Annotated in this window: 11 protein-coding genes; 4 read left to right on the top strand and 7 right to left on the bottom strand. The window is 34.5% G+C overall.

Annotation, left to right across the window (positions count from 1 at the left end; genetic code table 11):
- Positions 1 to 76 precede the first annotated feature (76 nt).
- Entirely contained in the window at positions 77 to 544 is a 468-nt protein-coding gene (ruvX, locus tag H3R28_RS04635) for a Holliday junction resolvase RuvX (RefSeq protein ID WP_110438828.1), read from the top strand.
- Here ruvX and H3R28_RS04640 read toward each other — a convergent pair.
- Complete coding sequence (locus H3R28_RS04640) at positions 530 to 907, bottom strand: hypothetical protein (protein ID WP_155565265.1); 378 nt, start codon at positions 905 to 907, stop codon at positions 530 to 532. The genes ruvX and H3R28_RS04640 overlap by 15 nt on opposite strands.
- A 315-nt stretch (positions 908 to 1,222) precedes the next feature.
- Here H3R28_RS04640 and H3R28_RS04645 point away from each other — a divergent pair, with 315 nt between their 5' ends.
- Entirely contained in the window at positions 1,223 to 2,860 is a 1,638-nt protein-coding gene (locus tag H3R28_RS04645) for a chloride channel protein (protein WP_198209833.1), read from the top strand.
- Positions 2,861 to 2,937: 77 nt separating this feature from the next.
- Here H3R28_RS04645 and H3R28_RS04650 read toward each other — a convergent pair whose 3' ends face one another.
- From H3R28_RS04650 to H3R28_RS04670, 5 genes are all read right to left on the bottom strand, one after another.
- Entirely contained in the window at positions 2,938 to 3,603 is a 666-nt protein-coding gene (locus H3R28_RS04650) for a transaldolase family protein (RefSeq protein WP_155571807.1), read from the bottom strand.
- A 357-nt stretch (positions 3,604 to 3,960) separates the two neighbouring features.
- Complete coding sequence (gene glnA / locus H3R28_RS04655; RefSeq protein WP_370533592.1) at positions 3,961 to 5,349, bottom strand: type I glutamate--ammonia ligase; 1,389 nt, start codon at positions 5,347 to 5,349, stop codon at positions 3,961 to 3,963.
- A 202-nt stretch (positions 5,350 to 5,551) separates the two neighbouring features.
- Entirely contained in the window at positions 5,552 to 5,890 is a 339-nt protein-coding gene (locus tag H3R28_RS04660) for a P-II family nitrogen regulator (RefSeq protein WP_110439010.1), read from the bottom strand.
- A gap of 291 nt (positions 5,891 to 6,181) precedes the next feature.
- A complete protein-coding gene (locus tag H3R28_RS04665) occupies positions 6,182 to 7,699 on the bottom strand; it encodes a hypothetical protein (RefSeq protein WP_198209834.1) in 1,518 nt (505 codons plus the stop codon).
- Positions 7,700 to 7,738: 39 nt separating this feature from the next.
- On the bottom strand, positions 7,739 to 9,247 hold the full coding sequence (locus tag H3R28_RS04670) for an aminotransferase class V-fold PLP-dependent enzyme (protein WP_198209835.1): 1,509 nt from the start codon (positions 9,245 to 9,247) through the stop codon (positions 7,739 to 7,741).
- 255 nt (positions 9,248 to 9,502) lie between these two features.
- On the opposite strand from H3R28_RS04670, the gene H3R28_RS04675 reads away from it, so the two are divergent.
- Together H3R28_RS04675 and H3R28_RS04680 are read left to right on the top strand one after the other, a co-directional pair.
- Positions 9,503 to 10,057 carry a cysteine hydrolase family protein gene (locus tag H3R28_RS04675; RefSeq protein WP_196424487.1) on the top strand — a complete coding sequence of 185 codons (555 nt, stop codon included), beginning with the start codon at positions 9,503 to 9,505 and terminating at the stop codon, positions 10,055 to 10,057.
- A 26-nt stretch (positions 10,058 to 10,083) separates the two neighbouring features.
- On the top strand, positions 10,084 to 11,346 hold the full coding sequence (locus H3R28_RS04680; protein WP_198209837.1) for a hypothetical protein: 1,263 nt from the start codon (positions 10,084 to 10,086) through the stop codon (positions 11,344 to 11,346).
- 2 nt (positions 11,347 to 11,348) lie between these two features.
- On the opposite strand, the gene H3R28_RS04685 is transcribed toward H3R28_RS04680, so the two are convergent.
- On the bottom strand, positions 11,349 to 12,287 hold the full coding sequence (locus tag H3R28_RS04685; protein ID WP_198209838.1) for a GlxA family transcriptional regulator: 939 nt from the start codon (positions 12,285 to 12,287) through the stop codon (positions 11,349 to 11,351).
- Between the last annotated feature and the right edge of the window lie 20 nt (positions 12,288 to 12,307).

Raw genomic sequence — 12,307 nt, forward strand, 5'->3', positions numbered from 1 at the left:
CATTGGAAAAGATAGATGAAACTTTGTAGATTTATCTTTTCAATTCACCCTTATATTTCTCTAACATATTGATTACATGCTTTATAACAGTTTATCTGATTTAGTGGCCGGTTTACCCAGACATTATCGTTTATTGGGAATAGATCCTGGTAAAAAACAAATTGGGTTAGCCTTATCCGATATAACCCTGATGCTTGCTTCCCCTTTTTCTGTTGTAAAAAGAGGGAAACTATCAGTTTTTGCTCAGTACTTGAAAGAATTATCTATAAAAGAAGAAGTTGGGGGTCTTGTTTGCGGATTACCTTTGTCGCTGGATGGGGACTTTGGGCCTGCAGCACAAGCAGCTAAAGATTGGATTATGGCTGTTTCTAATATGAGTGGTCTTCCGGCCTGTCTGTGGGATGAACGGTTGTCTTCCAGCGCAGTTAACCGCTTTTTGATTAATGAAGCGGATTTAAGCAGGAAAAAAAGGGATGAAATTGTAGATAAAATGGCTGCGAGTTATATATTACAAGCCGCTCTTGATACTTTAAAACCCAAGTAAATTATCTTTTGTTGCAGAAGTGGCGCCCAATGCATTGAGATATGATCGATAGATATCAAGCCTTTTTTTTGATTCTTGAATTTCGGCTTGGGGTAGGGGCTTCGTTTTGTCATATCTTGATCGAAGGTTTATTATAGATTGATAAGCCTCATAACGATACCGTTTGAGCCGTTCAAATGAGGCTGGATCGGCTTTACCATAAAAATTATGCATATAACGCTCATTCAAGTTAACTATGTTTTTATATTCATTTTGGACATGCTCGAGAATTGATTGCTGTTTTTTGGATGCACATGCAAATAAAAAAGGAAAGCAGATGAAAAAAATGAAATATTTAACATATCGTTTTGGCGTTTGTGTCATATGAAATTAATTCTTTATGAAATATGGCCGATTAAAAAATGGATCAATCATCGATACAAGATGTATATCTATAATTATACTAGGCATGAATGATCAAGATGAAAATAGTTATAAATAAAAATCAACTGTTCGTTCATTATAATATATTCGTATAATAAAAAATTTTCCTTTAAATGACAAATAATGATGATTAACGCAAATAACCCATATTTAAAACAAGTTAAGCGATTAATATTCAAGCAAAATGTATATTTTTTTATTCTTGCGTTTTGCAGTGGACTCATTGGGGCAATTTCAGTTCAGCTATTAAATATTATGTCCCTTACTCTCCACAAATTCTTATTTCATTTGGATGGAAATGGTCATTTGTCGGGATTAAGTTACGTTAATCCATGGTATTGTATATGTATTCCCCTGATTGGAGCGATAGGTTTATTCCTTGTCCGTTATTATATGGGTCAATTTTTCAGTGCAAAAATTGCAGATATAATTGAAGCAAATGCATTATACGGTGGTAAGCTTTCTGTCAAAGACAGTTTTTATTTAACGCTGCAGACCCTTTTGTCCAATGGGTTCGGTATTTCCTTGGGATTGGAATCTGCCTATACACAGGTTAGTGCCGCAGCAGCATCCAAAATCGGACGCTTCTTTAAAATTAGACAGAATAAATTGAGAATACTTGTTGGCTGTGGAGCGGCAGGAGCCATCGGTGCAGCCTTCAACTCGATTTTAGGAGGGGCTTTTTATGGATTTGAAATTGTTTTAGCCTCATATAATTTTATAAATTTCCCCTATATCATGATTGCTGCAATGTCTGGATATATAATGATTCATTGTTTGGGTGGTGCAGGACCCGTTTTTCATATTGTTCCGGATTCTATCCATTATATTGATTATGGAATTGTATGTATTTTTTCACTGATTTGCGCAATCATTGCCATTATGGTCATGTATGGGGCGACACGTATTGAAATTTATATAAATCAATTGAGAATTCCGAAAATTTATGGACTGGTTGCTGGAGCCCTGATGGTGGGAGGGATGGGTATCCTGACCCCTGCTGTATTGGGATCTGGTCATGGTTTTCTCTGGGTTGTCTTGGATCATGGTATTGCCTTTAAATTGGCAGTTCTTATTTTGTTTTTAAAGGCAATCGCCTCATCCGTTTCCCTGGGAGTGGGATTTAGGGGAGGATTGTTTTTTGCTTCAATGATGCTTGGTGGAACAGCGGGAATTGTCTATGGCAATATTGTATTATATCTAGGGATTCATACATTTTCCCCTCTTGTATATGCGGCAATAGGGATGGCGGTCATGTCGGCGAGTATTATTGGCGGTCCCTTAAGCATGATGTTTTTATCTCTTGATATGACGCAAAGTTATTCTATGACAAGTGTGATTATTTTAGCTGTTATTGTGGCTATCGTTACAGTGAGAAAAATATTTGGATATTCCTTTGCAACCTGGCGTTTCCATTTAAGTGGAAAAAAAATTCGCTCAGCTTTGGATATCAGTGGATTGACGAGAACGACCGCACAGACATTGATGAAACCTGTTGATTTTACGCTTGATTATAATTTACCTCTTAATCAGGTTATACATTCGCTGCAATTTCATCATAAAGAGTTATTAATATTAAAGAATGAGGAGAATGAATATGCAGGATTGGTCGAATTAAAAGATATATTTGAGAATTTAGTTCATTATCAAGAACAAATCGGGGAACTTGCAATCAGAAAAAATCGGGTTTTGACCCCGGGTATGAATATCAAAGAAATGATGGATGGTTTTGATGACATACATGAATGCCCATGGCTAATTGTTGTGCGTGGAACCGACAATTATGAAATAATGGGTATTGTAAATGAGGATGATGTTCTGAATCGATATAATGAAATTCTTGAAAGACAAATAAAAGATCTGACAGGAATGAAATTATATAGAGAGCTATAATAATGATATAAGGCACTCAATAAAGTGCCTTATAAATGAAAATTGTGTCAGATCAATGAAATAGAAAGTTATTTGTACTAGTCAAGTGTGTGACGGTTAAAAGCCTTGAACCATTGGTTGCCAAATTCAGTTACAGCGGCAAGAACTGCTGGATCAGCAATGAAAAGATCAAAAATGCTTGGTGGCAGGGTAATACCAGCAGATCCGATCATCATGCATTCTAATGCCTGACGGGGGCTTTTGAAGCTTGCATTAACGATTTCAACATCTGGTTTGTGTTGGGAAATCAAGTTTTGCAATTCTTTAACGGTTTCGGGGCCATTTCCACCTTGTGCATCAATTCTGCTGACATAAGGGGAAAGATATTTGGCACCTGCCAAAGCCGCCATAAATCCTTGAGCGGCACCATAGATTGAAGTTCCCAGGGTTGGGATGCCTTCCTTGGTTAATTCTTTGATGGCAACCAGACCGTTAGGGGTTACAGGAACCTTAACAATAAGGTTTTCTACACGAGAGGTCAGTGTATGAGCGTCTTTGATCATACCTTCTACAGTTGGAGAGATAACTTGAGCAAGCAACATTCCCTTTCCACTCATTGCATCACGGATGGCTGGTAACAAATCGAAAACGGACTTGCCACTTGCTGCAACAATACCGGGATTGGTTGTAACACCATCAACAGGTACCATCGCACAAATTCTTTTAATGTCTTCTACATCAGCTGTATCAAGTAAAAATTTCATATTTTATACACCTTTTTAGAATTATTTAAATGATTTAAATTCATTATATGATAAATAATATGTGAACATTAATAATGCTAGTGTAAAAAATGATTTTTGTTAAGTTTTTTGATAAAAAAATCAATTTTTTGTGATATTTATTTGATTCAATTTATAATTGAACAGTTTTAGGGCTCTAATTGGTAATAAAATTACAAAAATTGATAGAATCAGTTATTATTTTTAAATTGTGATTTTATTTAAATTTTTAAAATAATAATTTTTTAATTGACATTTAAAAATTTAATAGTTCGTTTTTTTTATATCCTTGCTGTAGGAATGACTGATTAAAGATCAGCAAGGATATTTATTTAAATTTTAGACTGAGTAATACATATCAAATTCGACAGGGTGAGGCGTGTGTTCGAAGCGATATACTTCTTCCCATTTGATTTTGCAATAACTGTCAATCTGGTCCTGAGTAAATACATTTCCCGCCAATAGGAAATCATGATCAGCTGCAAGAGCTTCCAATGCTTCACGTAAAGAGCCACATACGGTTGGAATTTCTTTAAGTTCTTCAGGAGGTAGATCGTAAAGATCCTTGTCCATTGCATCACCAGGATGAATTTTGTTTTTGATGCCGTCAATTCCAGCCATTAGCATTGCCGCAAATGCGAGATACGGGTTTGCTGTTGGATCGGGGAAACGGATTTCAACACGTTTTGCTTTAGGACTGGTCACATATGGAATGCGACAGGAGGCGGAACGGTTGCGAGCCGAATAGGCTAACAAGACAGGAGCCTCAAATCCTGGAATCAATCTTTTGTATGAATTGGTGGATGGATTTGTAAAAGCGTTTAACGCTTTTGCATGTTTAATAATTCCACCAATATAATACAGGGCTTGATCTGAAAGGTCGGCATAGCCATTTCCTGCAAAATTTGGAGTGTTGTTTTTCCAGATAGATTGATGGACATGCATACCAGTGCCATTATCACCATAAATTGGTTTTGGCATGAATGTTGCAGTTTTGCCATATGAATTTGCAACATTATGAACGCAGTATTTATAGATCTGCATAAAATCAGCGGAACGTACTAGGGTGGCAAAAGCCACTCCCAATTCGTGTTGAGACTGGGCAACCTCATGATGATGTTTTTCGATAGGCAATCCCATCTCACCCATCGTGCTAAGCATTTCTGCACGCAAGTCATTTTCCGTATCAACAGGTGGAACAGGAAAGTAGCCTCCCTTCACCCGAGGACGATGTCCCATGTTTCCTTCGGGATAATCTTTTAGGTTTGCATCAGGGCCTTCTATACTATCGAGTTGATAGATACCATAATTGGAACCGACACCGAATTTGACATTATCGAAAATGAAGAATTCTGCTTCTGGCCCAAAATAAGCCGTATCGCCAATTCCTGTTGATTTTAGGTATTGTTCAGCCAGTTTCGCAGTGGAACGAGGATCACGATTGTAAGCGGTTCCCGTTGCAGGATCAATGATATCACAAATAAGAATAAGCTGGGGTTTCGCCGTAAATGGATCCATAACTGCTGTAAATGGATCAGGCATTAAAATCATGTCACTTTCATTAATCGCCTTCCATCCGGCGATGGAAGAACCGTCAAACATAATGCCATCCTCAAAAATATCAGGCTCTATGGTTGATACATATTGTGTGGTATGATGCCATTTTCCCCGTGGATCCGTAAAACGGAAATCAACAAATTCTACAGAATTTTCCTGAAGCAGATCCATAATTTTGGCAATAGCCTCTTCTTTGGAAACTGAAGAAGAAATCAATTGGTCGGCCATGTACTATTAGTCCTTATTATATGATAGAAATTTATGCATTCAAAAACGTAACAGTGTCATCCATAAAGATAATATTTTTCGTCCCATATGGTTATAACTCTCAAAGGGATACTTCATTTTGTCAAAATGAAAAAGATAAAATTGATTATAAAGCTTCAACCCCACTTTCACCTGTACGAATGCGAATGGCATTTTCCACAGGAATAACAAAAATCTTTCCATCACCGATTCGGCCAGTTCTTGCTGTATTGAGGATGATGTCAATTGCACGTTCGACGATATCCGCACTACAGACAAATTCGATTTTAACCTTGGGCAAAAAATCAACGACATATTCAGCACCACGATAAAGTTCGGTATGGCCTTTTTGGCGGCCGAACCCTTTTACTTCTGTTACCGTAATTCCTTGAAGGCCAATCTCTTGAAGCGCTTCTTTAACCTCATCGAGTTTAAAAGGCTTAATAATGGCTTCGATTTTTTTTATCATCTTGTTTCTCTATATTCATCAAATAAAAATTATATAGCGATAATACTGTTACTGTTTACGATAACAATATTAAAGAATGTTTGGAAAGTTCTGTCCAGTGTAAAGATATAGAGAATTTTTAACAATGAATAGAACAATTTAATAAAAAATGTCTATTATTTAAACATTATGCCTATTTTTTATATTATTTATTTAAAATTGCTATAAAATAGACAATGATTTATAGGGGTTATGTAATTTTTTTGCCTAAATTTTTATCATAAAAAATTTTAATTCATAAATTGCAAATTATTGTTTTTTATAAATTAAAGGCGTTTTTCCCACATCTGTTCGATATATCATGGAAGATTCTTTTTCAACAAAATGAATATTGAATTGGCATTTATGTTTCAATTTTTCAAAAAGGGAATGTGATAGAGTGTTTTTTTTATCAGATTCAATCAATGATCGTATCATTATATCGCAAATTTTGTCTTTATGTTTATCATATTGATTTTTCATTTCATAAAGATTTGAAACCGCAATTATTAAATTTAAGGTTTCAGTATTTTGGTTTATTTGGAATTGAAATTCCTCAGCAATTTTGTTGAAGCTAAAAATGGAATCAATCTCCAGTTTCTTAGATAATAATGTCAGGAAATGTGGAACATAAAATTGATGATTTATCAAAGAGATAAAATCGTCACTGCGGCCTACATATTCAAACTGTATCGAATTGAGAAATCGACTGGTATAATTTGGACGCCTTATGACGCGATCCCCTAATCTATAACGCAAGACAGGGGCTTCATTTGCAAATAATCTTGTGACGACAAGATCTCCTTCTTCGTTTTCTTGAACCCATTTTCCGTTTTTATCGACAATTTCTATCAGATGTAAACCGGGAACAGCTGTTAGGATTGAACTTTCCGGATTGAGTTGTAAACCTATAGTTTCGGCTTGTGTGGCAGCAAAAAAACTCAATATGATTAAATTCTGATAGATATCTTTTAGATCAGATTTAATTTTTTCTGGAAGACATCCACTGCCATATAGAGCTATTCTCAAACTACCCTTTTGTTGATCATTTAATTCACTTGCATAAGGAACGAGCATGGCGATGTCGCGGACAATGCCCATGAAACTTTTTTGTCCCGGATTTTGCATAATACGTTGATAAATTTTAGCGGACATGGGTCCGATACCAAGATAATTAACATTTGGAATTTCTTGTAAAACTCCACCAACCATGGTTCCGCTGCTCCATAATTGACTGTCAGAGAGAGTGGTGCCAATCCATTTGGCCTGTTGTTCTTCCATATAACGTGAAATAATATGTTTTCCGATAAAATTTCCTGCCCATCTGTAAGTATCCCTTAATTCTTTTTTTGAAAATACGATTTCGGAAGATCTTCCTGAGGCGGTACCTCCACTGTTGGCAATTTGAAAATTACCATTTTCGATCGGGACAATCATACCTGGACGTTTGCCAGAAAATAAATCTGTATAAATTTCTTTATCAGTAAGCGGAATGGCGGAGAAGGTTTCAAAATCGTTTAATTTTTCCTTGCCAATCGCTTGATCAATACGTTCTTTCCAAATAGGGTTGACTCGACATATCTCGATCAGCTGTTTTAACCTTTTAAGGATAAATTGGTTCTGTATTTCAAATGGAATTGCATCAAAATAAGTTTCCGTTAACCGTTCAAAATAGCGAATGGTTGATAAAAACGTTGGAAATTGAGCAATATTTTGGATTGATTGTGGATTAAACAAAAAATCAGGAAAAACAGTTTTCAGTAATTCCTTGTTTGAATGGATATGCAAGATAGGGGCTCCTTGGGTAAATATGGGAATGGAATGAATTTAAAAGGTTTTAAGAATGGAATTTGCTGCGGTTTCAATATGTTTGGTCAGATCAGCGATATCATCCATTGAGATTTCATGATTCATGATAACGATACGGAGGGCGGTGATATGATCTAGATCCACTTTTGAAATGAAATAGCGTCCTTCATCACGGATTTTATCTCTTATTTTTAATTGTAAATAATTCAATTTTTCTTTCGATAGTTTTTTTTCATTTGGCAAATATCTGAAGCAAAGAATGTTGGATTCAGGTTTGTGCAAGGTTTCAAAATTATCTAGAGTCTGTAGATATTTGTATGCTTGAAAGGTGGTTTTGACTAGAAGGTTTAATTTGGTTGCAAAAAATTGTTGACCGTATAAAGACCAAACAACCCATAAATTTAAAATGGAAGGCCGTTTGGTACATTCGAAATTTTTAGTTCCACTTTCGAATTTTGTTATTTCATCTTCGAATTCCTCTGTAACATAACTGGCTTGAATCGGAAATGTCAGCTTTGTTTTATCACCATTTTTATAAAATAATAATGTACAAGCCGCAGGAACAAATAATGTTTTATGAGCGTCAAGACAAAAAGAGTCAGCGTATGTTAAGCCTGCTACTCGGTTTCTTAATTGATCGGAAACTAGAAAGGATCCGCTATGTGCTGCATCAACATGAAACCAGGCTTTATATTTAATGGCGAGTTCCGACAATTCTTTTAAGGGATCAATAGCCCCAATGCTTGTACTACCTGCAGCAGCGATAATACAGAAAATATCTTTTCCGTTTTTATGGGCTTTATTTAAAATTTGCCTTGCTTGTTTTATACAGATTTGTCTTTGAGCGTTCAGGGGTAATAAAATGATATTGTCTTGACCAAGACCAATAATGCCAGCAATCCGGCTGACAGAAAAATGTGCATCCGTTCCTATAGCTATGGTAGGTACAAGGTTTTTTTGACCAGCATTTCCTTTTTTCCAGATATTTGGGTATTTGTTATTGCGGGCGGTTATTACCGCGGTTAAATTGGCCAAACTTGCTCCAGAGGTTGAAATCATGCCATAATTACTATTTTCCCATCCCAAAAATTTAGCAAATTTTTCCGCAATTATTTTGTCTGCTACATTAGGTAGGGGGCCGCATTCATAAAATGATGCTGGCTGGGGGCAAAGAGAATTTACAACATCATAAATGGCTGAAACAGGAATGACCGATGAAAATTGTCTGGCCATATATCCTGTAGAATTTACTTTGATTGCAGTATTGATGTGTAAATCAACAATCTGGTTCAGTCGTTCAATAATTGACTCACCGGATTTGTGATCTGTCAGATGAAGGGCAATATTGAGGAGTTCATGCGGAGTTATACAATGAATTCCTTTCTTGGTTTTATCTTGAAGCAATTTATAAAGTTTTTGTTGAATTTTTTCAAATAAAAATGAAATATTATTTGGGTTAAAAGCATCATATAATATTGAGTTATTTTTATTTATAATTTTATTACTGGATACCTTATAGTTATTCATTGAAATACTTTCTTAATATTTATAATTCAATTTTTAGGTTGTATATTATCCATAATAAAATAAGTATTACATAAATTAAAAAGACAAATAACAGTCAAAAAAAGAAAAATTGTTTAGAAATTACTTAACAGGATTATTAATAAATTATTTATATTTTGTCTGAAATACATTGATATTTGTCAATTTTACTTATTATTAATTTACCTAATTGGACTGTATTTTAATAAAGCCTGTTATTGCATGGAATTTACGTTGATGAAAAATACAGTTCTTATCATTATAGACTTACAAAATGATTATTATCCAAATGGAAAATTTCCATTATTTAATATGAATTCTGTTGGTAAAAGCAGCATGGAAGTTTTAGCTGCCGCACGGCAACATCATATTCCAGTCATCCATATACAACATCAGTTTCCCATGAAGGATGCCCCCTTTTTTGTTCAGCATACTGAAGGGGTGAAAATTAATAAGGATGTAAAACCATTGGATAATGAAATATGTATTACAAAAAATTATCCTAACGCTTTCAAGGGAACGGAATTGAAGTCCGTTCTTGATAGACATAATTATAAAAATCTTATCGTTATAGGTGCCATGTCCCAAATGTGCGTTGATGCGACAGTCAGGACAGCCTTAGATTATGGATATCAGGTGACATTGATCCCTGATTGTATTGCGTCAAAAGAAATAACCTTTAACGATGTTGAAGTGCCCGCGCCAAAGGTTCATGCTGCAATGTTATGGATATTATCTTTTGCTGGTGCCAAAATAATGCCCAAAGATGAATTTTTGGCACATCTATCTTAAATGAAAATGAATTACGATATATTATTATGTTTGACCGTTATCTAAATACGATTGAAACAGTGATGGCTAATAATCATGCTGTTTTTATGGGAACATCTCAAGCAGTAACTTTGCTCTATCTGGATTATAAAATTTCATCAAAACAATTTAAAATTGCTTTGGAAAATTACGTAAATAAAAATCCATTACTGCAACAAAAACTGGTCATTCAGAATAAAAAATGGTGTTTGCAGAGAAATTCTCATCCCGTTTCTAATTTTGAAGTTTATAGATACGAGGAAAAAATTAAAGATTTTGATTTGATTCTTGAAAAAGAAGTTAATAACATTCTTGATTATAATCAAGTTTTATCAAAACTGAAAATTATCTATCCTGTCCAGAATAAAGGTTGCATAATTATCCTTACTCAACATCATGCAATCATGGATACCTATTCAGCAAAAAAAATTCTTAAAGATTTAATAGATTCAATTTCTATTGACGAAGAAGAAAAATATTATGAGCATTTTCCTGTATGGAAATATTTCAATGCAAAAGAGGTGGCCGATTGCGATATCCGTCAAGTTCATAAACCTGACAATGATTTTTCACAGGCTTTGAAAATCTTTGATAATCCCTTGCCTCTAAAATGGACCGCTGTTGATACATGGATTATTAACCCATCGCTCTTATCATCCATGGAATATTATGCAAAGAAATTGGATTGTAGACTTAATTCCCTTTTGACTGTCATTTATTCAATTGCTGTAATGAAACTTTTAAATATTAATAACATTAATACTTATAGTGCAGTAACCTACCGTAAAAATAACGATTTGATGAATCAATTGGGTTGTTTATTGGATGTTGTGAATATCAATGTAAAAATCTGGGATATTGATGATTCAGTCAGGAGATTTGAAAGGGAAATAAGTTATATTAAGAAACACTTATCCAAGGAACTGGAAACAACCAGCCAGATTCTTGCGGATGCAAAAAAACAAAAGCTGTCTTTTCAAAAGGCTGTAAGATTGTGCGAAGGATTGGGATTCACCAATAGTGGTAGAACAGATACCTTAAAGTTTGAAAATGATATAAATGTTCTTGCCTATCGGTCCGTTGCCAATCGCACATCTGGTGCATTGTTATTTACGTATCATATGTCATTTCATAAGGGAAGTTTGATAACAAGTGTTTTAACATCGCAATTATTACTGGATAAAAAATCCATTCAGTTATTTATTCAAAATATCAATAAATACATTAAAATAATTGATCAGAGAGTGAAGTTGATGAAAGCTCAGGATTAAATCTATCTTGAACGGATTTTATATTTGTTTCGATAATCCCTTGGAGTGAGACAGGTGATCCTGGTAAAATTTTTTCTGAATGAACTTGAATTAGCATAACCAAGATTCCATGAAATTTGTTCAATAGGCATATCGGTTGTTTCAAGAAGGCCTTTGGCATATTCAATGCAAAAATTCTGTATGTAATTTTTTGGAAGCAGTTTGGTGGCTTTTTTAAAACGTCTTAAGAAAGTTCGTTCTTCAAGTCCCGATTGAATAACAAGATTTTTGACGTTTATATCATGAATATCTGCATTCATAAGCCAATATTGCGCCTTAAGGATGGCTGTATCATTATGATCCAGTTTTGGAAAAAAAGACATATATTGATTTTGAAGATCTCTTGGTGGATCAACATTCATGAATTGAGTCGTTTTTAGCATTATATGATGGCCAAAAAATTTTTCTACAATATATAATCCAATATCAACCCAGGACATGATTCCACCACTAGTGATAAGAGTTTCGTTATCAACCAGAAGTTTACTTTTATTTACAATGATTTTTGGAAATTTTTTTTGAAGGGTATCAGCATATAACCAATGGGTTGTGGCTTCCTTTCCATTTAACAATCCCGTTTCAGCTAGAATAAATGTTCCAACACAGATTGCCGCAATTATGGATTGTTGAGAATGATGATGTCTAATAAAATTAATTATTTCGCCAATATTATCCGGTGTATGGATTCCGCTCATACAGGGAGGAATAATGATCACATCTTGTTTTGCTAGAAAATTTGTAAAATCGTGATCGTTGGAAATTACCTTGACCTGTATTTTTTTAAATGAGTTACACGCATATTCTGCCAGATTAAATAAATCAATCAAACCGTTGATAGCCGTCTGTTGATGATCTGAATAAGAAATAATTACAATTTTTAAGTTAAATTGATTTGTCATCATGGATTAAAACCAAATTTGTA

Origin of the sequence: Commensalibacter sp. M0268 (assembly GCF_016101925.1) — a bacterium.
Taxonomy (GTDB): domain Bacteria; phylum Pseudomonadota; class Alphaproteobacteria; order Acetobacterales; family Acetobacteraceae; genus Commensalibacter; species Commensalibacter melissae.

Excerpts from the sequence above, each read along its gene's own strand:
- ruvX (WP_110438828.1), top strand. The coding sequence starts at position 77 with ATGCTTTATAACAGTTTATCTGATTTAGTGGCCGGTTTACCCAGACAT.
- H3R28_RS04640 (WP_155565265.1), bottom strand. The coding sequence starts at position 907 with ATGACACAAACGCCAAAACGATATGTTAAATATTTCATTTTTTTCATC.
- H3R28_RS04645 (WP_198209833.1), top strand. The coding sequence starts at position 1,223 with ATGTCCCTTACTCTCCACAAATTCTTATTTCATTTGGATGGAAATGGT.
- H3R28_RS04650 (WP_155571807.1), bottom strand. The coding sequence starts at position 3,603 with ATGAAATTTTTACTTGATACAGCTGATGTAGAAGACATTAAAAGAATT.
- glnA (WP_370533592.1), bottom strand. The coding sequence starts at position 5,349 with ATGGATCTGCTTCAGGAAAATTCTGTAGAATTTGTTGATTTCCGTTTT.
- H3R28_RS04670 (WP_198209835.1), bottom strand. The coding sequence starts at position 9,247 with ATGAATAACTATAAGGTATCCAGTAATAAAATTATAAATAAAAATAAC.
- H3R28_RS04675 (WP_196424487.1), top strand. The coding sequence starts at position 9,503 with ATGAAAAATACAGTTCTTATCATTATAGACTTACAAAATGATTATTAT.
- H3R28_RS04680 (WP_198209837.1), top strand. The coding sequence starts at position 10,084 with ATGTTTGACCGTTATCTAAATACGATTGAAACAGTGATGGCTAATAAT.
- H3R28_RS04685 (WP_198209838.1), bottom strand. The coding sequence starts at position 12,287 with ATGATGACAAATCAATTTAACTTAAAAATTGTAATTATTTCTTATTCA.